The organism is Hydrogenophaga atypica, assembly GCF_042665215.1.
GTDB lineage: Bacteria > Pseudomonadota > Gammaproteobacteria > Burkholderiales > Burkholderiaceae_C > Hydrogenophaga > Hydrogenophaga defluvii_A.
The window spans coordinates 350,810-375,324 of the sequence record NZ_JBHTCA010000003.1 but is presented as its reverse complement, the minus strand read 5'-3'; the positions used below and the strand labels follow the sequence as shown (position 1 = coordinate 375,324).

Annotated in this window: 22 protein-coding genes; 10 read left to right on the top strand and 12 right to left on the bottom strand. The window is 63.8% G+C overall.

Annotated elements, in window-relative coordinates:
* The first annotated feature begins 189 nt into the window (after window positions 1-189).
* Genes ACFQPB_RS06290 through ACFQPB_RS06280 form a run of 3 tightly spaced genes read left to right on the top strand, consistent with a single transcriptional unit; the run spans window position 190 to window position 4,867 of the window.
* Entirely contained in the window at window positions 190-2,712 is a 2,523-nt protein-coding gene (locus ACFQPB_RS06290; RefSeq protein ID WP_382220764.1) for an ABC transporter permease, read from the top strand.
* Between the two features lie 33 nt (window positions 2,713-2,745).
* Window positions 2,746-3,792, top strand: a complete 1,047-nt coding sequence (locus tag ACFQPB_RS06285; protein ID WP_382220762.1) for a PLP-dependent cysteine synthase family protein — start codon at window positions 2,746-2,748, stop codon at window positions 3,790-3,792.
* A gap of 1 nt (window position 3,793) precedes the next feature.
* The gene (locus ACFQPB_RS06280) at window positions 3,794-4,867 is read left to right on the top strand and encodes a lipocalin-like domain-containing protein (RefSeq protein ID WP_382220760.1); all 1,074 of its coding nucleotides are present in this window, start codon (window positions 3,794-3,796) and stop codon (window positions 4,865-4,867) included.
* Window positions 4,868-4,876: 9 nt separating this feature from the next.
* Here ACFQPB_RS06280 and ACFQPB_RS06275 read toward each other — a convergent pair whose 3' ends face one another.
* Window positions 4,877-5,341, bottom strand: a complete 465-nt coding sequence (locus tag ACFQPB_RS06275) for a MarR family winged helix-turn-helix transcriptional regulator (protein ID WP_382220757.1) — start codon at window positions 5,339-5,341, stop codon at window positions 4,877-4,879.
* A 139-nt stretch (window positions 5,342-5,480) separates the two neighbouring features.
* On the opposite strand from ACFQPB_RS06275, the gene ACFQPB_RS06270 reads away from it, so the two are divergent.
* From ACFQPB_RS06270 to ACFQPB_RS06245, 6 genes are all read left to right on the top strand, one after another.
* Window positions 5,481-6,686, top strand: a complete 1,206-nt coding sequence (locus ACFQPB_RS06270) for a 3-hydroxybenzoate 6-monooxygenase (RefSeq protein ID WP_382220754.1) — start codon at window positions 5,481-5,483, stop codon at window positions 6,684-6,686.
* Window positions 6,687-6,703: 17 nt separating this feature from the next.
* Window positions 6,704-7,741 (top strand): cupin domain-containing protein, encoded by a 1,038-nt coding sequence (locus tag ACFQPB_RS06265; protein ID WP_382220751.1) that lies wholly within the window; start codon window positions 6,704-6,706, stop codon window positions 7,739-7,741.
* A gap of 24 nt (window positions 7,742-7,765) precedes the next feature.
* Window positions 7,766-8,479 (top strand): fumarylacetoacetate hydrolase family protein, encoded by a 714-nt coding sequence (locus tag ACFQPB_RS06260; RefSeq protein ID WP_382220748.1) that lies wholly within the window; start codon window positions 7,766-7,768, stop codon window positions 8,477-8,479.
* A gap of 69 nt (window positions 8,480-8,548) precedes the next feature.
* Complete coding sequence (locus tag ACFQPB_RS06255) at window positions 8,549-9,286, top strand: c-type cytochrome (RefSeq protein WP_382220745.1); 738 nt, start codon at window positions 8,549-8,551, stop codon at window positions 9,284-9,286.
* Window positions 9,283-10,566 (top strand): c-type cytochrome, encoded by a 1,284-nt coding sequence (locus ACFQPB_RS06250; RefSeq protein ID WP_382220742.1) that lies wholly within the window; start codon window positions 9,283-9,285, stop codon window positions 10,564-10,566. Before ACFQPB_RS06255 ends, ACFQPB_RS06250 begins: the two co-directional genes overlap by 4 nt.
* Before the next feature lie 14 nt (window positions 10,567-10,580).
* The gene (locus tag ACFQPB_RS06245; protein WP_382220740.1) at window positions 10,581-11,075 is read left to right on the top strand and encodes a dihydrofolate reductase; all 495 of its coding nucleotides are present in this window, start codon (window positions 10,581-10,583) and stop codon (window positions 11,073-11,075) included.
* Window positions 11,076-11,100: 25 nt separating this feature from the next.
* On the opposite strand, the gene galE is transcribed toward ACFQPB_RS06245, so the two are convergent.
* Window positions 11,101-12,156, bottom strand: coding sequence for a UDP-glucose 4-epimerase GalE (gene galE, locus ACFQPB_RS06240; RefSeq protein WP_382220737.1), 1,056 nt, complete (start codon window positions 12,154-12,156; stop codon window positions 11,101-11,103).
* A gap of 167 nt (window positions 12,157-12,323) precedes the next feature.
* Between galE and epsA the strand changes: the two genes are divergently transcribed.
* Window positions 12,324-13,148: an XrtB/PEP-CTERM-associated transcriptional regulator EpsA gene (epsA, locus tag ACFQPB_RS06235; protein ID WP_382220734.1), complete on the top strand. Its 825-nt coding sequence runs from the start codon at window positions 12,324-12,326 to the stop codon at window positions 13,146-13,148.
* A gap of 108 nt (window positions 13,149-13,256) precedes the next feature.
* On the opposite strand, the gene ACFQPB_RS06230 is transcribed toward epsA, so the two are convergent.
* From ACFQPB_RS06230 to ACFQPB_RS06185, 10 genes are all read right to left on the bottom strand, one after another.
* A complete protein-coding gene (locus ACFQPB_RS06230; RefSeq protein WP_382220732.1) occupies window positions 13,257-14,006 on the bottom strand; it encodes a VPLPA-CTERM sorting domain-containing protein in 750 nt (249 codons plus the stop codon).
* A 123-nt stretch (window positions 14,007-14,129) separates the two neighbouring features.
* Window positions 14,130-14,963, bottom strand: coding sequence for an ExeA family protein (locus tag ACFQPB_RS06225; RefSeq protein ID WP_382220729.1), 834 nt, complete (start codon window positions 14,961-14,963; stop codon window positions 14,130-14,132).
* Window positions 14,964-14,966: 3 nt separating this feature from the next.
* The gene (locus ACFQPB_RS06220) at window positions 14,967-17,387 is read right to left on the bottom strand and encodes a tetratricopeptide repeat protein (protein ID WP_382220727.1); all 2,421 of its coding nucleotides are present in this window, start codon (window positions 17,385-17,387) and stop codon (window positions 14,967-14,969) included.
* A gap of 48 nt (window positions 17,388-17,435) precedes the next feature.
* The gene (xrtD, locus tag ACFQPB_RS06215) at window positions 17,436-18,986 is read right to left on the bottom strand and encodes a VPLPA-CTERM-specific exosortase XrtD (protein ID WP_382220724.1); all 1,551 of its coding nucleotides are present in this window, start codon (window positions 18,984-18,986) and stop codon (window positions 17,436-17,438) included.
* Between the two features lie 143 nt (window positions 18,987-19,129).
* Window positions 19,130-19,714, bottom strand: a complete 585-nt coding sequence (locus tag ACFQPB_RS06210) for a hypothetical protein (protein WP_382220721.1) — start codon at window positions 19,712-19,714, stop codon at window positions 19,130-19,132.
* The gene (locus ACFQPB_RS06205; protein WP_382220719.1) at window positions 19,693-20,196 is read right to left on the bottom strand and encodes an acyltransferase family protein; all 504 of its coding nucleotides are present in this window, start codon (window positions 20,194-20,196) and stop codon (window positions 19,693-19,695) included. The genes ACFQPB_RS06210 and ACFQPB_RS06205 overlap by 22 nt, the downstream gene beginning before the upstream one ends.
* Entirely contained in the window at window positions 20,193-20,978 is a 786-nt protein-coding gene (locus ACFQPB_RS06200) for a WecB/TagA/CpsF family glycosyltransferase (RefSeq protein ID WP_382220716.1), read from the bottom strand. Before ACFQPB_RS06200 ends, ACFQPB_RS06205 begins: the two co-directional genes overlap by 4 nt.
* A complete protein-coding gene (locus tag ACFQPB_RS06195) occupies window positions 20,975-22,189 on the bottom strand; it encodes a glycosyltransferase family 2 protein (RefSeq protein WP_382220713.1) in 1,215 nt (404 codons plus the stop codon). Before ACFQPB_RS06195 ends, ACFQPB_RS06200 begins: the two co-directional genes overlap by 4 nt.
* Window positions 22,186-23,406, bottom strand: a complete 1,221-nt coding sequence (locus ACFQPB_RS06190) for a glycosyltransferase (protein ID WP_417453147.1) — start codon at window positions 23,404-23,406, stop codon at window positions 22,186-22,188. The genes ACFQPB_RS06195 and ACFQPB_RS06190 overlap by 4 nt, the downstream gene beginning before the upstream one ends.
* A 122-nt stretch (window positions 23,407-23,528) precedes the next feature.
* Window positions 23,529-24,458: a hypothetical protein gene (locus ACFQPB_RS06185; RefSeq protein WP_382220707.1), complete on the bottom strand. Its 930-nt coding sequence runs from the start codon at window positions 24,456-24,458 to the stop codon at window positions 23,529-23,531.
* Window positions 24,459-24,515: the final 57 nt, after the last annotated feature.

Sequence of the window (24,515 nt, the reverse complement as noted above, 5' to 3'; positions counted from 1 at the left end):
GACACAAACAACGGCAAATGGGCAATGGGCGTGGGCGCAACACGCGCTGAGCAATACGGCGCCGTCACACTCCCTACGCTGGCACAACCCAGATCAGGTATGGGGACTCTCTCAGCCGCGCGGCCCGCTTGGGCCACCCGGCACCCCCGGTGAAGCGCCGATTTTAGGCGCGCGGGTAAGCTCCCGCCCATGTGGCCTTTGCTCAAGACCTTTTCCTGGCAGGAAATCACCCACCACCCCTGGCGCACCGCCGTGGCGGTGCTGGCGGTGATGCTGGGCGTGGCGCTGGCCTATGCGGTGCACCTGATCAACGCCTCGGCGCTGGCCGAATTTGGCAGCGCCGCCCAGGCGGTGAGCGGTCGGCCCGATGTGTCGCTGCGCGCCCGCCAAGGCAGCCTGCCCGACACCCTGCTGGACCGCGTCGCAGCGCACCCGCAGGTGGCCGTGGCCAGCCCGCTGCTGGAGCTGTCGACCTACGCACAAGGCGCGGCGGGCGAGCGTGTGCCGGTGCGGGTGTTGGGGGTGGACGCGCTGACCGTGGGGCGCATCAACCCGTCGCTGGTGGCGCGGCCCGCTGAGGCCGCCGGGCGGCTGGACGTGTTCGCGCCCGATGCCGTGTTCCTCAACCCCGCCGCCCGCCAGAAGCTGGTTGGCCTGGCGCTGCAGGTGCAACAAGGCCTGACCCTGCACCCCCTGCGGGTGGCCGGCAGCGTGGCCGCGCCGGGCGCGCCGCTGCTGGTGATGGATGTGGCCGCCGCGCAAGAGCGTTTTGACCGCCTCGGCCAGCTCAGCGCCATCGACCTGCGCCTGCGCCCCGGCACCGATGTGACCATGCTGCAGCGCGAACTGGCGCTGGACACCGACCTGCTGTGGCAAACCCCGGACGCGGCCGACGAGCGCCTGGACCGCCTCTCGCGCGCCTACCGCGTCAACCTCACCGTGCTGGCGCTGGTGGCCTTGTTCACCGGCGCTTTTTTGGTGTATTCGGTGCTGAGCCTGGGTGTGGCCAAACGCCAGCCGCAGTTTGCGCTGCTGGGTGTGTTGGGCCTGGGCGCGGCACAGCGCCAGCGGCTGGTGCTGATGGAATCGCTGTTGCTGGGCGCGGTGGGCAGCCTGCTGGGCCTGGCCCTGGGCAGCGGCCTGGCCGCGCTGGCACTGCGGGTGCTGGGCGGCGACCTGGGTGGTGGTTACTTTGGGAGCCAGGCACCCGCGTTGCGATGGACTGCGGGTGCGCTGCTGGGCTACGGGCTGTTGGGCGTCGCGGCGGCCGGCCTGGGTGGCTGGTGGCCGGCGCAAGCGGTGCGGCGGCTGGCGCCTGCGGTGGCACTCAAGGGGTTGATGGCCAGCGCGCCGCGTGCCCGCCAAGGGCTGCTGCGCGGGGCGCTGCTGCTGGTGCTGGCCGCCGGGCTGGCCCTGCTGCCGCCGTTGGGCGGCGTGCCGCTGGCGGCTTACGCGTCTGTGGGGCTGTTGCTGCTGGGTGGGATTGCCATGTTGCCGGGCCTGGCGCGCTGGGCGCTGCGTGGCCTGGCACCCTGGGCCGCACAACACGCCCTGCCCCTGCTGGCGCTGGAGCGGGCACGCCGCCTGCCCGAGGTGGCGGCGGTGGCCACGGGCGGCGTGGTGGCCAGCCTGGCGCTGTCGGTGGCGCTCACCGTGATGGTGGCGAGCTTTCGAGACTCGGTCACGCAGTGGCTGGACGTGGTGCTGCCCGCCCCACTCTACGTGCGCACAGCCCAAAGCAGTGGTGCCGGCGACACGGTGTTTTTTGAACCGGCTGCGGTGGATGCCATCCGCCAGGTGCCTGGCGTGGCCCGCGCAGAAGGCCTGCGGGTGCTGCAGATCCAGCTGGACAGCAACCTGCCCGCCGTGGCGCTGGTGGGCCGCCGCCTGAGCGACCCGGCGCGCGATCTGCCGCTGCTCCAGCCCCCGCTGCCCGCACCACCCGACCATGTCGCCATTTACGTGAGCGAGGCTTTGCAGGCCTTGTACGGCGCACAACCCGGGCAGGTGTTTGCCCCGCTGGCTGGGGCCTTCACCCGGGCGCCCCCCTTCTTTGTGGCTGGGGTGTGGCGAGACTACGCGCGACAGCACGGCTCGCTGGTGATGGACCTGGACGCGCTGCAGCGCCTGAGTGGCGACGACCGCCTCAACGACATCGCGCTGAACCTGGATTCGCAGGCCAGCAGCGCCGCCGTGCAACAAGCCGTGCGCGACACGCTGAAACAACACCACGGTGGCCAGGACCTGATCGAGATCGCGTCTGCCGAAGCCATAAGGGCGCGCTCGCTGGGCATCTTCGACCGCAGCTTCGCCGTCACCTACTGGCTGCAGGCGGTGGCCATCACCATCGGGCTGTTTGGTGTGGCGGCCAGCTTCAGCGCCCAGGTGCTGGCACGTCGGCGCGAATTTGGCCTGCTGGCCCACCTGGGCCTCACGCGGCCACAGGTGCTGCGCCTGGTGGCGGCCGAAGGCCTGGTGTGGACGGTGCTCGGCACGCTGGCCGGCCTCGCGCTGGGCCTGGGCGTCAGCCTCATCCTCGTTTTTGTGGTCAACCCGCAGAGTTTTCACTGGACCATGGACTTGGCCCTGCCCTGGCCGCGCCTGATCGCCCTGTGCGCGGCCGTGGTGGCCAGTGGCACCCTCACCGCCTGGCTGGCCGCGCGCGCGGCGGCCAGCGCCGACGTGGTGCGGGCCGTGCGCGAAGACTGGTAAAACCACCGTTTCATCACAACAAGAAGCCCGCACATGAACTCCTGGGTCCAAGACGCCATCGCCCGCATCGCGGCCGACTTCCAGCGCAGCGCCGACACGCACCTCATCCCGTTGCCCCTGCCCACGTTTGCGCGCCATGGCATCGACCTCTACCTCAAGGACGAATCCACCCACCCCACCGGCAGCCTCAAACACCGGCTGGCGCGTTCGCTGTTTTTGTACGCGCTGTGCAACGGCTGGCTGCACGAAGGCACGACGGTGGTCGAGGCGTCGAGCGGCTCCACGGCGGTGAGCGAGGCCTACTTTGCGCGCCTGCTGGGCTTGCCTTTCATTGCCGTCATGCCACGCAGCACCTCGGCTGAAAAGGTGGCGCAGATTGCTTTCTACGGCGGGCGATCGCATTTTGTGGAACACGCGGGCGAGGTGTACGCGGCGGCCCAGCAACTGGCCGACGAAACCGGCGGCCACTACATGGACCAGTTCACCTACGCCGAACGCGCCACCGACTGGCGGGGCAACAACAACATCACCCAAAGCATGTTTGAGCAGATGGCGCACGAACGCCACCCGGTGCCGGCGTGGATTGTGGTGGGCGCGGGCACAGGCGGCACCAGCGCCACCATCGGCCGCTACCTGCGCTACCAGCGCCACGCCACGCAGTTGTGTGTGGCCGACCCCGAGGGTTCGGTGTTTGCCGCTTACCACGCGCAGCGCGACACCTCGCTCACCGCGCCCGGCTCGCGCATCGAAGGCATTGGCCGCCCGCGTGTGGAGCCCAGCTTCATTCCCACGTTGGTGGAGCGCATGGAAGTGGTGAGCAACCTGGAATCGGTGGCCGCCATGCATGCCCTCGGCGGCCTGCTGGGCCGCAAGGTGGGGCCGTCCACCGGCACCAACTTCGTGGCCATGCTGCGCCTGGCCAACGAAATGCGCGCCCAGCAGACGCCTGGTTCGGTGCTCTCGCTGCTGTGCGACGCGGGCGAACGCTACGAACACACCTACCACGACGCGGCCTGGGTGAAGGCCCAGTTTGGTGACACCACCCCCGCACGCCACCACTTGGCGACACTTTTGGGCTGACATGCCACAACGCCGCCGGCTGCTGCAAACCGCTGCGCTTGTTCCGCTGCTGGGCGCGGCGCACGCGTGGGCCTTGCCAGCGCGTGTGTTGCAATTTCCGCGCGACCACGGTGCCCACCCCGAACTGCGTACCGAATGGTGGTACCTCACCGGCCACGCACAAACAGCGGCTGGGCGCGAATTCGGTTTTCAGGTGACGTTTTTCCGCACCCGTGTGGACGGCACCCAGGCCATGACCAGCCGCTTGGCAGCGCGCCAGTTGCTGTTTGCCCACGCGGCCATCACCGATGTGCAAGCCAACAAGCTGTGGCACGACGAACGCATCGCGCGCTGGAACGGCACGCCCGGCGGCGCGGTGGACGCTTCGCTGCTGGACACCGCGGTGCGGCTGTCGGGCTGGTCGTTCCAGCGCGAGGCGAATGGCTACACCGCGAGCATCACCGGCGACGAGCTGCGCCTGGACTTGCGCGCGCAGCCCACCCAAGCGCTGCTGCTGCAGGGCGATCAGGGCCTGTCGCGCAAGGGCCCGGAGGCGGTGCAGGCCAGCCACTACTACACCCAGCCGCAGTTGGCGGTGCGCGGCACCCTGGGCCTACGTGGCCAAGCGTTCGAGGTGACCGGGCGCGCCTGGCTGGACCACGAATGGAGCGAGGCCTTGCTGCACCCCGAGGCCGTGGGCTGGGACTGGATAGGCATGAACCTGAACGATGGCAGCGCGCTGACCGCGTTTCAGCTGCGCCGCGCCGATGGCAGCGCGCTGTGGGCAGGTGGTTCGCTGCGCCGCCCTTCTGATGCGGCGCCACGCAGCTTTGCCCACCACGAGGTCCGCTTCGAGCCAGTGCGCTGGTGGACCAGCGCCCAGACCGGCGCGCGCTACCCCGTAGAGTGGCGCGTGGCCTCGCCGGCTGGTGAACACACCGTGCGCGCGCGGCTCGACGCCCAAGAGCTGGACGCGCGCGCCAGCACCGGCAACATCTACTGGGAAGGTTTGTCGCGGCTGCTGGACGCACGCGGCCAGCAGGTGGGACAGGGTTACCTGGAGATGACCGGCTACGCCCAGCGCCTGCGGCTCTGAAGCGTGGCCTCAACCATCGCTCAGGCCCATGCCTTCGGTGGGCGAGCGGCTGCTCTCGTTGTGGGCGCGCACCAGGCGGGTCAACATGTCGAGAAACTGCGGCTTTTCGGCATCGCTGAGCGGCGCCAGCATGCGCGCCTGGGCGGCTTTGACGGCTTGTTCCATCTCGGTCAGCAAGGTGCTGCCTTCGGCGCTGATGCCCAACAGCCGCACCCGCCGGTCGGTGGGCGAGGCGCTGCGGCGCAACAACCCGCGCGCCTCCAGCCGGTCCACCACACCGGCCGTGGTCGAGGTGTCCAGGCCCATCAGGCCGGCCAGCGTGCGCTGGTCCAGCCCCGGCTGGCGGTGCACCGTCAGCAGCACGCCGTACTGGATGGGCGTGACCCCAAAACCCTCGGTTTCCTGCAGGAAGATGGCCACCGCGATCTGTTGCAGGCGGCGAATGTAGGGACCGGGCAAGGCGTCGAGTTGCATGGCGATCGGGAGGCAGAAGACGTCGCCGATTCTGCCTGCAGACAAATCCAAGGGTAAACCCTTGTTTATGCGATTATGAAATACTAACTATACTTATTATAAGCATGCTGATTATCAGCATGCAAATCCAGGAGCCCCCATGAACACACCCGACACCTCGTTGCCCGTTCTTGTTGCCGGTGGTGGCATCGGCGGCCTGGCCGCAGCCCTGGCCCTGGTGCGCCGGGGTTTCAACGTGCAGGTGTTCGAGCAGGCCGCCGAGATCGGCGAAATTGGGGCCGGCATCCAGCTCGGCCCCAACGCCTTCCACGCGTTTGACGCACTGGGTGTGGGCGAAAAGGCGCGCGGCCGTGCCGTCTACACCGATTACATGGTGATGCACGACGCGCTGGACGAGTACCAAGTGGGCAAGATCCCCACCGGCGAGGCCTTTCGCCAGCGTTTTGGCAACCCCTATGCCGTGATCCACCGGGTGGATGTGCACAAGTCCCTGCTCGAAGGCGCGGAAGAAACCGGGCGCGTGCGCTTTCAGACCAGCACCCGCATTGAGCGTGTGGAACAGGACGCCGACAGCGTGACCGTGTACGACCAGAACGGCCTGGCCTACCGTGGGCAGGCGCTGATCGGGGCCGATGGTGTCAAGAGCGCGGTGCGCCAGCAGTACGTGAACGACCCGGCCCGCGTCACCGGCCATGTGGTCTACCGCGCGGTGGTGGACAAAGCCGACTTCCCCGAGGATTTGCAGTGGAACGCCGCCAGCATCTGGGTCGGCCCCAACTGCCACCTGGTGCACTACCCGCTGCGGGGCGGCGAACAATACAACGTGGTCGTCACCTTCCACAGCCGCCAGCAGGAAGAATGGGGCGTGACCGAAGGCAGCAAGGAAGAGGTGCAGAGCTACTTCCAGGGCATCTGCCCCAAAGCCCGCCAGCTGATCGACCTGCCCAAGAGCTGGAAACGCTGGGCCACGGCCGACCGCGAACCGATTGGCCAGTGGACCTTTGGCCGCGCCACCCTGCTGGGCGACGCCGCCCACCCCACCACACAGTACATGGCACAAGGCGCCTGCATGGCCATGGAAGACGCCGTGACCCTGGGTGAAGCCCTGCGGGTGCACCACAACAACTGGGCCAAGGCGCTGGACCTGTACCAGCGCAGCCGTGTGGCGCGCACCGCCCGCATCGTGCTCAGCTCGCGCGAGATGGGCCGCATCTACCACGCCAAGGGCGTGGAGCGCCTGGTGCGCAACGAGCTCTGGAAGAGCCGCAGCCCGGAGCGTTTTTACGACGCCATGGAATGGCTGTACGGCTGGAACGCCGGCAACTGCCTGGCCACCCCTTACTGAGACAGAGGAGAGACACCATGAGCCACGAACTCGGCCGCCTGGAAGACCTGCCACAAAGCTACCGCGACGACCTGAAAGACCTGAACCTGGTGCCGCTGTGGCCCAGCCTGCGCGCGGTGCTGCCGCCGGGCACCCCCACCCGCGCCACACAAGCCGTGCACTGGCCCTACGCCACGCTGCGCCCGCTGTTGCTCAAGGCCGGTGAGCTCACCCCGATTGAGAAAGCCGAACGCCGTGTGCTGGTGTTGGCCAACCCTGGCCACGGCCTGGAGAACATGAAGGCCAGCCCAGCCATGTACCTGGGCATGCAACTGCTGCTGCCCAACGAATGGGCGCCCAGCCACCGCCACACACCCAACGCGGTGCGCATGATCGTGGAGGGCGAAGGCGCCTACACCATGGTGGACGGCGAGAAGTGCCCCATGGCGCGTGGTGACCTCATCCTCACTCCCACAGGGCTGTGGCACGAACACGGCCACGACGGCACCGACCCGGTGGTGTGGCTGGACGTGCTGGACCTGCCGCTGGTGTATTACATGGAGACCAGCTACCACATCAACGGCGCGCGCCAGACCGTGAAGCAAGGCAGCGGTGACCGCGCCTGGACCCGTGCCGGTGTGGTGCCCACCCAGGTGTTCAAGCGCAGCGACAAACGCTACCCCATGCTGCGCTACCCCTGGGCCGACACACGCGCCGCGCTGCTGGCCCTGGCCGCCAACGAACCGCAGCTGGACTGCGTGCAGGTGACCTATGTGAACCCCGAGACCGGCGATGACGCCGAGAACATCCTGGGCTTTTACGCGCTGATGCTCAAGCCCGGCCAGACGCTCAACTTGCCCGCACGCTCGCCCTCGCAGGTGTTCCACCTGATCGAAGGCGGCGCGGACGTCTCCACCTGCGGCAAGACCTTCGGTCTGGTCGAGGCCGACACCTGCTGCGCGCCCGGCTATGAGCCCGTCACGCTGACCAACCGATCGGCCGACCAGCCGTCCTTTGTTTTTATTGCCGACGAGTCCCCACTGCACCGCAAGCTCGGTGTGTACGAGACGCGATAACCACCCCAGCCTCCTTCCCCGAGCATGACCACCTACCTCTTCGCCCCGCCCGTCGCCCCCTCCCTGCCCATCCGTGGCAAGACCGAGCGTTTCCCCATCAACCGCATCTTCTGCGTGGGCCGCAACTACCACGCACACGCCGTCGAGATGGGCCGCCCGGTGGACAAAAGTGTCGAGCAGGCGTTTTATTTCACCAAGTCGCCCCAGACGCTGGTGGAAAGCGGCGCCACCGTGGCCTACCCACCGCGCACCAACAACTACCACTTCGAGATGGAACTGGTGCTGGCCATCGGCAAGCCGGGCTTTCGCGTGAGCGAGGACCAGGCCCACGAACTGGTGTACGGCTACGCCGCCGGCCTGGACATGACACGCCGCGACCTGCAACTGGTGGCACGCGACAAGGGCCGCCCCTGGGACACCGGCAAGGACATCGAAGAAGGCTCGGTGTGCTCCGAGATCGTGCCGATGGAAGGTGTGGTCGTTGAACAAGGCGCCATCGCGCTCGACGTCAACGGCGTGACCAAACAGTCGTCCAACGTGGACAAGCTGATCTGGAACATCCGCGAAATCATCACCGACCTCTCCACCTACTACCACCTGCAGCCCGGCGACCTGATCTACACCGGCACGCCCGAAGGGGTGGGGGCGGTGTCCACGGGCGACCACATCGCCGGCCATGTGGACCTGGGCAAACACGGCACCTGTGCGGTAACGCTCACCGTTGGCGCCCCCGACTGAGCGCTCGCAACACGAACCGCCACACGCGGGCCACCCAGGAGCGCACACACGAGCGGCGACAATAGCGCCATGCCTTGTTACCTGAAGCACTTCTGGCGGCTGGTCTGCCTGGCGTCTTGCTGGCTGGCCACCAGCACGGCGGGCGCACAAACCACCGCCCGCCCCCCATTTGAAGACAGCATGGCCCAGCGCATGCAGGCCTGCACCGCCTGCCACGGCGCCCAGGGGCGCGCTGCGCCCGATGGCTACTACCCGCGCATTGCTGGCAAGCCGGCTGGCTACCTCTACAACCAGCTGCTCAACTTCCGCGACGGCCGCCGCCACTACCGCCTGATGGCCCAGATGGTGGACCCGCTGACCGACGCCTACCTGTGGGAAATTGCGCAGCACTTTGCCGCGCTGGAGCTGCCCTACGCCGCGCCCGCAGCGGTGCAGGTGTCGGCGGCCGATCTGGCCCGAGGCCAGCAACTGGCACTGCAGGGTGACCCCACCCGGCGTATTCCGGCCTGCGCCAGCTGCCATGGCAGCCAGCTCACCGGCATGGAGCCCGCCACCCCCGGCCTGCTCGGCTTGCCACGCGATTACCTCAACAGCCAACTGGGCGCATGGCGCACCGGGCAGCGCCGCGCCCACACCCCCGACTGCATGGCCCAGGTGGCCGAGCAGCTGAGCCAGACCGATGTGTCGGCCGTGAGCGGCTGGCTGGCCACGCAGGCGGTACCGGCATTCGCCAAGCCCGCCCCGCCGCCCAACCAGGCCTTGCCGGCGGCGTGTGGCTCGGCCCACACGCCAGGGGGCCGACCATGACACACCGCATCAAATGGCTGCTGATGTTGGGCGTGCTGCTGCTGGCCACGGCCACTGCCGTGGTGTGGCTCAATGTGCGCGGTGAAGCCCCCCTGTCCGATGCGCCGCCGCAGGCCCCAACGGACGCTGCCACCATCGAACGCGGACGTCAGCTGGCCACCGTGGGCAACTGCCAGACCTGCCACACCGCACGCGGTGGTGCGCCTTACGCGGGCGGGCGGGGCATTGCCACGCCGTTTGGTACCGTTTACGCCGGCAACCTCACGCCCGACCCCACCCACGGCCTGGGGCAGTGGAACAGCGACGCCTTCTGGCGCGCCCTGCACCATGGGCGCTCGCGCGATGGGCGGCTGCTTTACCCCGCTTTTCCCTACAACAACACCACCCTGGTCAGCCGCGAAGACAGCGACGCGCTGTACGCCTACCTGCGCAGCCTGCCTGCCGTGCCCCAGCCCAACCGCGCGCACGAACTGGACTGGCCCTACAGCACCCAAGCAGCCTTGGCCGTGTGGCGCGCCCTGTACTTCCGCCCGGGCGCCTACGCACCCCAAACGCAACACAGTGCCGAATGGAACCGGGGCGCCTACCTGGTGCAAGGCCTGGCCCACTGCAGTGCCTGCCACGCGCCGCGCAACGCGCTCGGCGCCAACAGCAACATGCTGGACCTGGCCGGGGGTCTGATCCCGCTGCAAAACTGGTACGCCCCGTCGCTCAACGCGCCGCGCGAGGCCGGCCTGCAGGACTGGCCGCTGGAACACATCGTGGCCCTGTTCCGCGATGGCCGCGCACCCGGCGCCCAGGTGACCGGCCCCATGGCCGAGGTGGTGCAGCACAGCACCCAACACTGGACGGACACCGACCTGCGCGCCATGGCCACCTACCTCAAAGCCCTGCCGCGTGTGGACACCCCGCCGCCCCAGGCACAACGCCCCACCCCGTCGCGCACCCTCGACCTGGGCGCCCAGCTGTACGGTCAACACTGCGCCGCCTGCCACGGCGACGCGGGCGAAGGTGTGCCCGACGCCTACCCGCCGCTGGCCGGCAACCGGGCGGTGCTCATGGCCTCGCCCGCCAACCTGGTGCAGACCGTGCTCAACGGCGGCTTCTCACCCGCCACTGCCGCCCACCCCCGCCCCTACGGCATGCCGCCCTACCTGCTGACGCTGAGCGACGCCGACATCGCCGCCGTGCTCACCCATGTGCGCCGCAGCTGGGGCAACCAGGCCGATGCGGTGAGCGAGCTCGACGTTTTGAACCTGCGCGGCACCGCACGCCGCTGACACCCCGCACACCCATGCGCCTCAACCTCATCTACGCGCGCGCCGCCAACGGCGTGATCGGGAAGAACAACCAGCTGCCCTGGCACCTGCCCGAAGACCTGGCCCACTTCAAACGCCACACCAGCGGCTGCCCGGTGCTCATGGGCCGCAAGACCTGGGATTCCCTCCCACCGCGCTTTCGCCCACTGCCCGGCCGCCGCAATCTGGTGCTGACGCGCCAGAGCGACTGGCAGGCCGAGGGCGCCGAACGCTGCGACAGCCTGCAAGACGCGCTGGCCCGCTGCGCTGACGTGCCCGAGGTGTGGGTGATCGGCGGCGCCCAGCTCTACGCGCTGGCGCTGCCACACGCCCAGCGGCTGGTGGTGACGGAGATCGCGCAGGACTTTGAAGGCGACGCGTTGGCGCCCGTGCTGGGCCCCGAGTGGGTGGAAACAGCCCGCAAAACAGGCACCTCTGTCAACGGCTTGGCCCATGCCTTTGTGACGCTGGAGAAACGGCACACAGGCTGACAACCACAGGCCCCAAACACAGCCGTTATCTCAGCATCGGTTCAACGGCCGGCACCGGCAACCGGTAGCCCTGCGGATTGGTCTGCTGCCAGCGCCAGGTGTCCCGCATCATTTGATCCAGATCCCGCTGGGCAGACCAGCCGAGTTCGTGCTGCGCCACAGACGCATCGGCCCAGTACGCGGCCAAATCGCCCGCGCGGCGTGGCACCACACGGTAAGGCACCGCTTGGCCACTGGCCGCTTCAAAGCTGCGGATCACCTCCAACACGCTGCTGCCTTTGCCCGTGCCCAGGTTCCAAACGGCCACCCCGGCCCGCTTGGTCAGGGCACGCAAGGCCGCCACATGCCCCTCGGCCAGATCAACCACGTGGATGTAATCGCGCACGCCTGTGCCGTCGGCCGTGGGGTAATCGTCCCCGTACACCGACAGACACCCCAGGCGCCCCACCGCCACCTGCGCGATGTAGGGCACCAGGTTGTTGGGTACGCCCAGGGGGTCCTCGCCGATCTGGCCACTTTCGTGCGCACCCACCGGATTGAAATAGCGCAGCAAGGCCACGCGCCAACGTGCATCGGACGCTGCGAGGTCGCGCAACATGTCTTCCACCATCAGCTTGCTGCGCCCATAGGGATTGACGGGCGTGCCCACTGGCGTCGTTTCGCTGTAGGGGCTGGGGGCATCGGCCCCATACACGGTGGCCGACGAACTGAACACCAGGGTGTGCACGTTCGCCCGTTGCATGGCCTGGCACAAGGTCAAGCTGCCCACCACGTTGTTGTCGAAATACTGCAAGGGGTCACGAACACTGTCCCCCACCGCCTTCAGGCCCGCGAAGTGCAACACCGCTTGCACGGGATAGCGTTGGAACAGCGCATCAAGCGTCGCGGCGTCTCGCACGTCGCCTGGCACCCACTGCGGTTGCCGCCCGGCCAAGGCGGCCACACGGGTCAGCGATTCGGCCGAGCTGTTGCACAGGTTGTCGAGCACCACCACCGAAAAACCGGCCTGCAATAGCGCCAGGGTGGTGTGTGAGCCAATGTAACCAGCGCCGCCGGTCACCAAGATATAAGGGCTTGTCATGGCGCCCAATTTTCGTGGTGCGGGCCGCACGCTCAGCGGGTCAAACGGACCATCGGACCCCACAAAAACCGTGATCTTGTTGACAGAAGTTGAGTTTTTGGCGCCGGTGAATGGCGCTCAGAAGTGCAAAAATTCGACCAACTTTCGTTAACAGAAAAACAAACGCCATGTCACTTTTGGGCCACCTCTCGATCGACGACCTCGGTCCCATGCTGCAAGTTGTGCAGCGCTCGTTCGGCGTGCGCAGCCATGGCGATTTGTTTCATTGGCTGCAAGACGACCTGCAGCGTTTCATTCCCCACGATGTGGTGATCGCCGCCTGGGGCGACTTTTCCATGGGTCTGATCTGTTTCGACGTGGTGTCGCCGATAGACGGCCTGCGGACTGATCGTTTCAGTGAGAAGGTGATTGAGCCTTTTGCCAACGCCTTGTTCAGCCGCTGGTTGGCCTGTGGTAACACGCCGTTCACCATCAACGGCTCGACCGGTTTTGATTTCGAACCGTTCGAGGACCAAGCCACTTTGGCCGGCATGCGGCACATGCGGGGCGGCTTGGTTCACGGCATCAAGGATCGGCGTGGCCGACACGACTGCATCTACATCATGCTCGGCGCCACCGACCTGACCGACGGCAAAGCACGCGATTCGCTGCGCTTCATGCTGCCCTACATCGACGCTGCCTTCCGGCAAGTGACGCCCCTGCCGGAACAGTACTTTGAGGCCAGTCGGCCCGCCGTGGTCAACCAACGCTTGCCCAGCGATCAGGACTTTGACACCCAGCTGCCTGTCGGTGGCTTGAGCGGGCGCGAAATGGAAATCATGGAATGGGTCCGCATGGGCAAAACCAACCATGAAATTGGCATCATCCTCGACATCAGCGCGTTCACTGTGAAAAACCACATGCAACGCATCTTCAAAAAGCTCGATGTCATGAACCGGGCCCAAGCCGTTTCCAAGGTCGAGACCCTGAGCCGCTTGATGCCGACCAAATGAGCGGCGCCCCAGTACAGGCATCACAAGATTGAACGCGAGACAACAATAAAGGGGCCAACGCCCCTTTTTTTGTTGCCACGCGGTGGCACACGCTGGCCCCCTTGTGCGTCAAGCCAGCACGGACTTGCGGCCCGCGCCTTTGCGCCGCCGCGCCAAGCCCCCCGCACCCAGTGCCGACACGAACAACAAGGCCGCGCCAGGCAGCGGGACCTCGGACGGCGGCACGAACATCACCACATCTTGCGCGCCGTTGTTGGTCAACACCACAATGCGGTAGTTGTCGGTCTCGGGCACTGCGCCCGTGTTCAGTTCATCCAACCAGTTCTGCGCCTTGGCAACGGCGGCGTGGGACTCCGTGGGGTAGGAAACATTCTGAACGGGATTGACTTGAAAGTTGCCATCGCGCAAGTTGGTTCCACCGCTCACCAGCTCCCAGACCGCCAGTTGCATGGCCGACGAGGCTATGCCGTCGGCCGCGCTCAGAACCTCGGTGTAACGCTGGTTGACGAGTTTCTGCAGCGAGCTTAGCCAGCTTTGTGTGCCGCTGCTGTCGATGTTGTAGACCGTGTTTGCTGTCGACACAGCCTGTGACAGCTCCACGCACCACGCCAGTATGCCGGTGTCGGGAGTGAAAAGATCCGTGCCGCTGACACCGTTGACATCCATGCCCAAGCTGCCGCTGGGGATCGTCCTGAAGTCGGTACCGGGCCCGGCATTCATATCGATAGACACGCCTTGACCCACAAATTGTTGCTGGTCGTATTGCAGGGTCACGGTGGCAGCCGATGCCCCCACACTGGCACAAGCCAGCGCCACGGCACACAAGGTAAGAGAAAAAGAATTGCGCAAAATTGACATGGATGCCACCTCCCTATGTGGATTGATCTGTCGTGGCGATTCGCCACATTCAACAGATGACAGTGATGGTATCGGGAGCCCTCTGGCCTCCTATGGGCGTATCGGACTACCGTGTGGCAAGGTTTATTGCCCGGCGCTCGATCCGCCCAGCACACCATAGTCCCGCCGGTCCGCCAGCACCTGGTTCACCAAGGGCAAGTCGACAATGGGCTGGTCGCCGCCAAACCCGTAGACCAGCGCCATGTCGCACAAGACGTTGATGCTGCGCGGCACACCGCCGGTAACTTCGGCGATGCGGGCCAGCGCCTCGGTGGTGAACAGTGGCTGCTCTCGGCCGGCCACCTGCAGCCGGTGCTGCACGTAGTCAACGACCTCGGCTGGGGTGAAAGGTGGAATGAAAAAATCCACCCCCACACGCTGGGCAAACTGCTTCAGCTCTGGTTTTTTCAGCAAGTCGCGCAGCTGCGGTTGGCCCACCAGAATCACTTGCAACAGCTGGTCTTTGTCGGCGTTGATGTTGGACAACATGCGCAGCGCCTCCAGCGCCCCCGCGTTGAGGTTTTGTGCTTCGTCCACGATCAGCACCGTCCGCCGACCAGCGGCGTATTCGGCGATAAGAAAACGCTGGAAGGCCTCGTAGCGCGCCACCGGGGACAGGCCATCAAATGGCTGGCCAAACGACAACATGATCCACTCAAGCAGATCGGCGATGTCGGGGTGCGTGTTGTAGACGAGGCCCACGGTCAGCTCCTGGCCCAGGGTGTTGAGCAGGTGCCGGATCAAGGTGGTTTTGCCACAACCGATGTCACCACAAATGACGGTGAAGCCCGAGCGGTTCTGTATGCCGTACTGCAGCATGGTGAACGCCAATGCGTGGCGCCGCCCCAAGTACAGGAAGTCCGGGTCGGGCTGGATAGAAAACGGTTTTTCTGTGAGGCCGTAGTGCGCTTCGTACATGCATCAAAGCCCTTGCAAGCTCTTCTTCGCTTGGTCTTTCTGGGCAAACGGGGCGCCCTTCGCGGCCAACTCAAGCGCCTGCTCCAGCGACTTGCGTGCGGCACCGGTGTTGTTGAGCGCCAGCTCCGTCATGCCCAAGTGAAAGTGCACCGACGGCAGCCCGGGCATCTCGGTGGCCGCCTGGCGCAACCACTTGGCCGCCTCGGCGTGTTTGCCCGCGAGGTGGTGGGTCCAGCCCACGGTGTCCTTGAATTGGGGGATGTGGCTGTCTTTCAGGCGCTGGGCCAGCTCGAAAGCGCGCTTGTGGCTGGCCGGATCACTGCGGTGGTCGGCCAAAAGGCTGGCGAGGTTGTTGACCACCACCTCCGCATTGGGCTGGTCCTTGTGCAACTGCTCGTACAGGGCAATCGCGTCGTCCAACTTGTTGGCTTGCTCCAGCACACCGGCCTGCGCCAGGCGCAAACCCTGGTCGTCTGGTTGCTCTTTGAGTGCGCGCTCGAGCACCTGCTGGGCCTCGTCGAGTTTGTTGTCGGCCACGAGCACGTTGGACAAGCCCAGTTGGGCCCCCGTGTGTTTGGGGTCGCGCGCCAGCACCGCCTCGAAACCCAGCCGCGCGGCCGCGCGGTTACCGGCCTGCAGCGCCAGCTGGGCTTGCAGCAGGCGGGCGGGCACGTTGTCCGGCGACGCCACCACCACCGACTGCACGAAGTTTTGTGCCTCTTTGAGCTTGCCCGCACGCAGGTAAGTGCGCACCAGCGCCACCATGGGCTGCACATCGTTGGGCGACAGCTCGTACGCCTTCTTGAAAGAGGAAATGCTGCTGTCAAACTGGTTGCGTGCGGCGGCCACCACCCCTTGCAGCTGGTTGGCAGCAACCGCTTGGTCGCCCAGCTTGGCCACCTGATCGGCCACGTTCTGTGCCCCCACCAGGTTGCCCGTGCTCAGGTAAGACTGCGCCAGCAAGCGGTAGGCCGGCAGGTGGCGGGGCGCCACACGCAGCGTTTCACGCAACACATCTTCCACCTGGCGGGCCTTGCCGGTCCGCATCAGAAACTCGGCGTACGGCATGGCAAACGCGGGCTCGAATTTGCCGGCCTGCGCCGAACGGGCGTAGTGGTCCTGTGCCAGGTCTTTGGCGCCTTGCATCTCGTGGGCCCGCGCCAGCAAGGCGTGCGCTCGTGCGGACGACGGTACATCGCGCAAGATGGTGCGCAAATCCGCCACGGCGTCGTCCAACCGGCGTTCGTCCATGGCCAGGCCAGCACGCAACAGCAAACCTTGTTCGTTGCGCGCATCGTTGGTCAGAATTTCGTCAACCAGCTGGGTTGCTTCGGCCTTTTTGCCTTGCCCCAGCAGGTCGGTGGCCAACGCGCCGCGTGCGCGCAGCCCGGCGGCATCGTCACCGGCCTGGGCCATGACCTCACGCCACAGCGCCTGCGCCTCGTCGCGCTTGTTTTGCTGCAGGCGCATGCTGGCCAGGTTGAGCTTGAGGTCGTGCGCCTTGGGCTCGGCCTGGATGAGCGCCGCGAGCTCGGCAGCGGCGGCGTCCTGACCCTGGGTGCTGCCCAGAAAACGCACCACGTCCAGCTTGGCCTCGGTGTCCTTGGGGTTCGCCTTCACCACGGCGCGGTACTGGGCCTCGGCCAAATCGCGCTTGTCGTGCATCAGGTAGAACTGCGCCAGGATGTGACGGAACACCTTGTTGTCGGGATAAAAGTCGATCAGCTTCTTGAAGATGTCCTCGGCACCGTCCAGCCGGGCCATTTTTTCCAGCGCCTGCACCTTGATGAGTTGCAGCGCCACGTCGCGCTCGTTGCCCTCCAGCGCGCGGTCCAGAAACGCGATGGCGCCCGGTGCGTCGTCTGCGCCCAAACGCTCAGAGGCCAGCACCACCAGGGCGTCCACATGTTTGGGGTTGCGCGCCACAGCCTTCTGCGCCAAATCCACCGCGGCCTTGGTGTCATTGAGCTTGAACATCACCGCCGCGCGCAGGGCCAGGGCGTCGGCGCTGTCGGGGCTGAGCGACTGAACGATCTCACTCTGCGCCAGCGCCTTGTCCATCACGCCGCCGGCCAGCAGGAGCTTGCCCAACTTGATGTGCGCCTCCACATGTTGTGGGTCCAGCTCCACCACCTTGCTGAGCAAGCCATGGGCGCGCGTCCAATCGCTCTGCCGCTCGGCGATGTTGGCCATGCCAAAAAGCGCCGGCACGCTGTTGGGGTTGATTTGCAGCGCGTTCTGAAATTCCAGCCGGGCCTTCACGTGGTTGCCTTCTGCCAAGTAGCTTTGGCCCTTGTTGTAGAAAGCCGTGACCTTTTCTTCGGGCGAAGAACAACCCGCCAGCCCCAGGCTCATGGCCACCAGCAAGGTGGCCGCCAGGTACCGCTTGGGCACGCGCCCACCCACACGTTGTTCGTTGTGCATCATGTTCTACCGGCCCGTCTGGCGGGCCGCCTCCCTTGTTTCAGTCGATCATTCGGGCACAAACGGCCCCATCAAAGGCACGGCCAGGCGCACAAAGGCCGCCAGCCGCTCATCGCCCGCATCGGTTGCTTCGCCTGGCCGCACCGGCGTGACCACACGCACCAGCGCACCGTCGGTGCGGTTGCGGGTCACGGCGTCGGACAACAAGAACCACTTCATCAGGTACTCGTTGGAGATGCGCCGCCCGCGTTGCTCAAACCAGTAGTACACCAACTGGCGCATGCTGCCTTTGTCGATCACCACACGCACCACCTCCATGGGTGTGCCATCGTTGAGCGGCACCACCTCGCGGGTGATGCCTGAAATCACCCACCCACCACCGGGTATACACACCTGCGGCGAGTGCGGCGACACGCCCTTGCGCTGCGACGAGTAATAGGCCACATAGAAGTTGACCAAATCGCCCGCGTCGCTGCGGTAATCGGCCAAGACGTAGTCGTCAAAACCCAGCGCCTGTTCCACATCGATGGACAGCGACGACTCCGACGCCCGCCAATTGCCCAGTTCCAGCGGAAAGGTTTTCAAGCTCACACGGGCGGGCTTGATCTCTTCACGGCCACCCACCGTTTGCGCGGCGGCCCAGCCCGCCCCCAGCACCACCAAACCGGCCAACAACGCCGGCGTGATGCGCCCAGCCACAAACGCCCCGGTCGGGCGGGCCACCGCCGGCATGGGGAACTGCTGCACGTCGAGCAAGCTGCGGCGTTGGGTGTAACGCTCGATGAGCCAAATCTCACCCATCAGCACCAGCTGGCACACCAGAAAGATGATCCAGCCTTCGAAGTAGTGCAAAAAACCATCGGCCATGCCACTGCCCCAACGCTCCACCAGCACACCCACCATGGCAATGCGCGCGCTGTTGGTTAGCACCGTCACCGGCACCGTGGACACAAACAACAACACCCGCCAGCGCAGCGCCGCCGGGTACATGTAAGCCATCAAAAAGCCCAGGCTGAGCAACGGGTAGAGGTAACGCAAACCGCTGCAGGCTTCCACCACCTGCAGCTTGTAGCTGCCCAGGTCGATCACGTTGCCTTCGAGGTAAACCGCATACCCCATCAGCCTCAAAAAGCCCACGCCCAGGTTGGACGAGATCAGCTGCAAACGCCACGAAAGCTGCGAATCGATGAAGTACGGCAGCGGAATGGCAAACAGCAAAAAGGCAATGGGCAGCAGCGTGACCCGCAACAGCGACACACCACCGTAGCACAACACCAGCCCCACCAGCGCCACCAGAAACCCCACCTGGATGGCAATGTAGATCGCGGTCACCTCGCCCAACACCAGCAAACCTGCGGCCACCACCAACGCCGCGAGGCCCCAGGCCGAAGGCGCGCCACGGCTTTCAGCCAACACCGCACGCCGATGCCACAGCAGGTACAGCGAAATCAACGGCAGGAAGAAGCCGTGGCTGTACTCCTCTTGCTTGTACCAGCGCGCCACCAAATCGGCCAAGCCACCATAGAAGGCGGCAAAGGCCAGGAGAACACCCACCAACAGCAGGCGCTCTTTGCGAGAAAAACGGGGGACTGAGGACACAGGGCGCGAAGGGTGCAAACGAGAAGGCAGCAATTACAACTGACGCCACCGGTGCCGGTCGGTTCAGTCCGTTAGGCCGGAAGGACCAAGGCAGCGCGTTTGCAGGCTTCAGGCGCCCCATCTCTGACGCGAAAGTGCGCACATCACGCGCCGACAAGCTGCGTCCGGTACATCATGAACGTGCCGTACAGCAACCCAAGAATCACTGTCGCGTACGCAATAACAGTGATGCCAACCGCCCTCCGCTCGCTATACCAAGCGGACCGCTGCGCCAGCAGTTGTCGGTCAAAGTACCAATACAGCAAAATGGCAAATACAATATTGACAATAGCTGCAGCAGCTATTCGAATCGGTTCACCGCGCATATTTGGAAGGAGAAAATTAAAAAGAAACATGCCACACCAATGGTTCAAATACAAGGGATAAGACATGCCACCCGCAATCGCCCCCAGCTTCGTTTTAGCACCTTTTTTAGCCAAAATCAAAACAATGGCAATTGCAGCAATGGGCGCAACCTCTCTATAAATTCCCGGAAACTCAACCAAGCAAAAAATCGAGCCACTCAGCAAAAAGAAAACAGCAAACCGAATGACAAAATAATAGCTCGACACGCGACACTTACTCGCAATAACCGCAGCCAAAACTCCGAATACAATTGCCGCATATATATCAAAATACCAAGCAAACAGCGCAAAAATAAGCCACATCAAAATCGAACGCCCCGCCATGCGGAAGCAATCACAAGAATAATGGGTGCAACCAAGTAAAACTGCTCTTCGGCATTCACACTCCAAAGATGGTTTAACGTACCTTTTTGCGGCATAGCAGAAACAAACTCCGCCAACTGTGGCGTACCAAAAATGTTATGAACAAATAATATTTTATAGATTATGAATTCAATCCATTTTGCAGTAATTGGCTCACGCAAAACACTCACCGCGAGCAGAAAAAATAACGCCAAGTAATAGGGCGCCCATATTCGAACGGCACGATTAAAATAAAATCGAGGCAAATCCGATGGCGACAATCGAAGCAAAATTCCACCAATCAACCAGCCACTCAAGGCGAAGAAAACCTGCACCGCAAAATTTCCAGCCTGCCCCCACGCAAAGGCGCCATCGTGATGCAGCATAACAACACACGCGCATACCGCTCTCAGCCAATCAAAAAGCGGAAAATAGGGCACCAGCACCGTGTTATTTGATTTCATTTTTTCTTTCGAACCAACAATGCATGTGCAATCAAATACACCAAGCCCCATCCGTCATTCCAATACCGCTTGAACAGCGCCGGCTCCTGTCGAATGCGCCACAGCCATTCAAACCCCCAGCGCTGCCAGGTCAACGGCGCCCGCTCCACCGTGCCGGCCACAAAGTTCACCACGGCACCCAGGTGGCTCACCACCGGAATGGTCAGTTGGTCCAGGTTGTGCATGATCCAGGCCTGCCCCTTCTTTGCCCCCAGCGCCACCACCAACAGGTCTGCTCCGCTGGCATTGATGGCGGCGATGGTTGCTGGAGCAGACATATCGGCCACAGAGCCAAAGCCGGGGCAAAAAGCACCCACACCCAACATCTGCCCGCGGCCCGCGGCGTGCTCGGCGTTCAGCACCGAACAGGCCTTTTCTGCAACACCGGGCGGGCCACCAAAAAAATACACCTTGATCGGTCGCCCCAACACACCCTGACCGGCACCCGAGCGCAACTGTTCGAACACCGTAGAACCTGCCACCCGCTCGGGCAAGGGCGTGCCTTGCAGCCGGCTCAACCACACCACGGGCATGCCATCGGCCAGGCTCAAATCACTGGCCAGCACCGACTGCCGAAACGCTTCGTCTTCCTGCGCCATCACCAGAAAGTTCAGGTTGGGCGTGGAGAAAAACAAACGCTCTTGGCGTTGTATGGCCGTGCACACGCGGTTGACGGCTTCAGCCTGGTCCAAAACGTCAAAAGGCAGGCCGGCGATGCTGAACCGCTGGAATTTGGGCCTCATTTGCGATCCGTCCTCACCCATTCTTTTTGCCTCTTGAACACATAACCCAGGTACAGCGGCAGCTTGCCCAACACATACCAGGGCACCGTCAACAAATCGCGGGCCGACACCACCGACCGGCCCCAACCCCACCAAGCCGCACCGACCGCCATGGCGAACATGGCAAGGCATCCGATCGCTGCCTCCAACGGACCGCTGCCCAGGCCCAACCAGGCCCCCATACCAGCCAAGCCCAACGCAGCCAGTTGCAACAGCACCAGCAGTGCGAGCGGCGGAACGCTCAGGTCGAGGGCCATTGCCCACAAACGCGCATCTCGCCTGCGCCAAGCCTGCGCCAGCAAGCGCGGTGCCTGCGATGCGATGACACCCAGGTGCCCATGCTCCCAGCGCTTGCGCTGACCTTGGGTGGCCTGCTCGGAGGTGGGGAAATGGCTGTGCACCAGCACCTGTGGGCAAAACAGCGGCGGCGTGCCGGCCAGTGCCAGGTCCACACCCAGCTTCATGTCTTCCACCAGCTCGGCATTGGCCAATGCCATGTTCTGAGCCATGGCCCACGGGAAGGCCATTCCGGTGCCCATCAGCTGGCACGGCCAGCCGGCGTTGTGCCAGCCCAGCGGGCGCACCCAGTTCTTCAGGCGCCAAGCAAAGGCAGCAACGCGCTGTTTGAGTGTGGGGCTGGGAGGCGCATGCATCAGGTACAGCGCTTGTACCGGTCGGTCGACGGCGTGTGCCTTGGCGGCCAGTTGGCCCAGCCCACCCGGCTCCACACGGCAATCCGCATCCACAATGATGAGCACCGCGTGGGGACGGGCTGCCAGCCAGCGCATGCCGTGGTCCAGCGCGTAGCCCTTGCCCCGCCGCAGTGCATCGCTTCGCTCCACCACCGTCGCGCCCGCCTCGCCGGCCAGGCGCGCTGTAGCGTCGGTGCAGTTATCGGCCACCACCAGCAGGGTGTCTGTGGGGCGCAGCTGCTTCATGAGCTGCCGCACGGTGTCGGCAATCACGGCTTCCTCGTTGTGAGCCGGCACGAGCACCGCAAAACTGGGCGCCTCGGACAGGCCGTCGTCGGGCACGGCATGGGGAAGGGCTGGCAACACCTGATGCCGGCTCGGCCAAGCCAAGCACACTTGCAGCCACACCACCAGCACGGGCACGGCGGCCAGCAACACCACCAGCCACAACACTACCGCAATCAAGGTGATCACCATCATCCCGGTGCCCCAGCTTGGCTCTGCTTGGCAAACAAAGCCGCCAACTTGGCTGCCTCGGTGTCCACATCGTGGCGCGCCAACACCCTTTCGCGCCCAGCCTCGCCCATCGCGTCCAGCTCACCCGTGGGCGCAGCCAAACAAGCGGCCATGGCGCTGGCCAGCGCCTCAACATCGCCTGCAGGAAACAACCAGCCCGTTTCGCCATTCAGCACCAGCTCGGGAATACCAGCCACATACGTGCTGAGCACAGGTCGCCGCAAGGCCATGGCTTCCATGATCACAACCGGCAGCCCCTCGGCAAAACTGGGCAACACCAAAGCGCGAGCGGCCAGCAACTCGTCTCGAACCCGCGCCGACGACACCCAGCCGGTGATGTGAACCTGCCCACCCAAGCCCAGACGCGTCACCTCCTGTTGAATTTGCGGCCGCATCTCGCCATCGCCGGCCAAAATCACCTCAAAAGGGATGCCGCGCGCCTTGACCAAGGCAGCCGCACGCACCAGCAACAACTGCCCCTTTTGTTCACAAAGGCGCCCGACACACACCAAACGCGGCGCGGCTGGAACATGCACGGCAGGCACTTCGTGAAAGGCTTTATCCAAGCCGCAATGCACCACCTCCACCTTGTGCCAATGTGCGTGGGGCAACCACCGGTACAACTGGCTGCGGCCATACGAGCTGATCGCCACCACAAACCGAGCGCTCGTCATCTTTTCACGCAGATGCAAGGCCTCGGGCTTGTCAAACTCTTCGGGGCCATGCACGGTAAAGCTGTAAGCAGGGCCACCCAATGCGTGGGTCAGCATCACCACCTCGGCAGAGTTGGTTCCAAAGTGGGCGTGAATGTGCTGCACGGGCGCCTTGTTCAGCCAGCGCAACAATTGACAAGCCTCCAGCAGATACACCAAATGCAAAGGCCATGGCCGATCTGCCCGGTTCGACAACGTAAGGGCGAGCACCGCCGCCTTGAAGAAGGCACGAGGCCGTCGCGCCACCACACACACGCCCGCCCAAAACAAGGCCGCCAAGCCACGCTGCAGAAGATAGTGGGTAAGGCCGCGCTCCCGCTCGTCAGCAGAATCCACCAGGTCATCGGCCCACCCGCGCACAGCAAACCGGCTTACCGACACGCCACGCGCCTCCAGCGCAAGGATCTCACGCCGGATGAAGCTGTGACTGACTTTGGGATACTGGTTAATGAAATAAGCAATATGCACAATAAAGATTCAACACCTACATTTATCCAAAGCAGCCCCAAAACCACATGAAACACCCCTGCATAGCGAGACCAGCATCATGAATCAAGGAAATCGGGAGGTAGCATACCCGCCCACAACACCTAATTGAAGGCAACAGTCAATTGCCGTACACTCGTTTCAACTAATATCTGGAATCTTTTCACGGGAAACTCACCCAGATTCTGAGCAATATGCCCCAATCCTGACAGCAGCAAGGTTGGCGCAGCGTACGGAGGCTGACGAAGAATGGAGAGGTGCTCAACTATTTCTGTCTTGAGACTTGACTTTGTCATTCCAACCGACTCCGCAAATCGAACAAGATCAAACAGCGGATAGCCTCGTGACTCAAAACCACCCCAATCAATTATTGCCAATTCTCCATTTTTTTTTCGCATCACATTACCAATCCACAAGTCAGAATGCATAGGAATATGACTGGGTTTGACCTCGTTATTTTTCAGCAATGCCATCGCAACATCTATATCCTCACCAATACCAGCACAACCATTCATAGTGCGCTTCAAAAAATCAAGATTGGACAGATAAACATCCACATCACCAGCAACAACATTTGACGAGATAAGGGCAAGCCCTCTCAGCCAATCAAGCACCTCTTTGCGAACAAGCCTTTTTTGTACCGCATAATAAAATCTATTTCTTGAAAATGAGGAAGCAAATGGCACGACAAAATAGGATCTACCACGAAACCAACCAGTCGCCACAATGTCTAAAATCGGACCAGAAAGCTGCAATCCAATTATTTCTTTCGCATGCCACATCGCTGCGACCTCTTCACCGGCAACATTTGGAAAAGATTCAGAAGACAGATGCAAAATATAGCTTTTCCCTATCTTGAATATTGCCGCACCATCTGAAACACTCGACCCCACACGAAGCACTGAAATGTCAGCGCCGTTTGACAACTCCCGGGAGACAGCAGAATGCAACTGAAGTTCAGCGCGCAACCCTGCAAGAAATCGTTCATCTGTCATATTCATTGAGTCAGCCCCATGAGCAGGCAGATTCAACATCTCTCAACCCAAATAGCCAAATAGAAACCTCACCCTTGACCTCACAAAAATCTTCAA

Coding starts and splice junctions, on each gene's coding strand:
- ACFQPB_RS06270 (WP_382220754.1), top strand. CDS start 5,481: ATGAACACACCCGACACCTCGTTGCCCGTTCTTGTTGCCGGTGGTGGC.
- ACFQPB_RS06220 (WP_382220727.1), bottom strand. CDS start 17,387: ATGCACAACGAACAACGTGTGGGTGGGCGCGTGCCCAAGCGGTACCTG.
- ACFQPB_RS06280 (WP_382220760.1), top strand. CDS start 3,794: ATGCCACAACGCCGCCGGCTGCTGCAAACCGCTGCGCTTGTTCCGCTG.
- ACFQPB_RS06200 (WP_382220716.1), bottom strand. CDS start 20,978: ATGAGGCCCAAATTCCAGCGGTTCAGCATCGCCGGCCTGCCTTTTGAC.
- ACFQPB_RS06275 (WP_382220757.1), bottom strand. CDS start 5,341: ATGCAACTCGACGCCTTGCCCGGTCCCTACATTCGCCGCCTGCAACAG.
- ACFQPB_RS06265 (WP_382220751.1), top strand. CDS start 6,704: ATGAGCCACGAACTCGGCCGCCTGGAAGACCTGCCACAAAGCTACCGC.
- ACFQPB_RS06230 (WP_382220732.1), bottom strand. CDS start 14,006: ATGTCAATTTTGCGCAATTCTTTTTCTCTTACCTTGTGTGCCGTGGCG.
- ACFQPB_RS06195 (WP_382220713.1), bottom strand. CDS start 22,189: ATGATGGTGATCACCTTGATTGCGGTAGTGTTGTGGCTGGTGGTGTTG.
- ACFQPB_RS06250 (WP_382220742.1), top strand. CDS start 9,283: ATGACACACCGCATCAAATGGCTGCTGATGTTGGGCGTGCTGCTGCTG.
- ACFQPB_RS06290 (WP_382220764.1), top strand. CDS start 190: ATGTGGCCTTTGCTCAAGACCTTTTCCTGGCAGGAAATCACCCACCAC.
- ACFQPB_RS06260 (WP_382220748.1), top strand. CDS start 7,766: ATGACCACCTACCTCTTCGCCCCGCCCGTCGCCCCCTCCCTGCCCATC.
- galE (WP_382220737.1), bottom strand. CDS start 12,156: ATGACAAGCCCTTATATCTTGGTGACCGGCGGCGCTGGTTACATTGGC.
- ACFQPB_RS06255 (WP_382220745.1), top strand. CDS start 8,549: ATGCCTTGTTACCTGAAGCACTTCTGGCGGCTGGTCTGCCTGGCGTCT.
- ACFQPB_RS06225 (WP_382220729.1), bottom strand. CDS start 14,963: ATGTACGAAGCGCACTACGGCCTCACAGAAAAACCGTTTTCTATCCAG.
- ACFQPB_RS06185 (WP_382220707.1), bottom strand. CDS start 24,458: ATGTTGAATCTGCCTGCTCATGGGGCTGACTCAATGAATATGACAGAT.
- epsA (WP_382220734.1), top strand. CDS start 12,324: ATGTCACTTTTGGGCCACCTCTCGATCGACGACCTCGGTCCCATGCTG.
- ACFQPB_RS06210 (WP_382220721.1), bottom strand. CDS start 19,714: ATGGCGGGGCGTTCGATTTTGATGTGGCTTATTTTTGCGCTGTTTGCT.
- ACFQPB_RS06205 (WP_382220719.1), bottom strand. CDS start 20,196: ATGAAATCAAATAACACGGTGCTGGTGCCCTATTTTCCGCTTTTTGAT.
- ACFQPB_RS06285 (WP_382220762.1), top strand. CDS start 2,746: ATGAACTCCTGGGTCCAAGACGCCATCGCCCGCATCGCGGCCGACTTC.
- ACFQPB_RS06245 (WP_382220740.1), top strand. CDS start 10,581: ATGCGCCTCAACCTCATCTACGCGCGCGCCGCCAACGGCGTGATCGGG.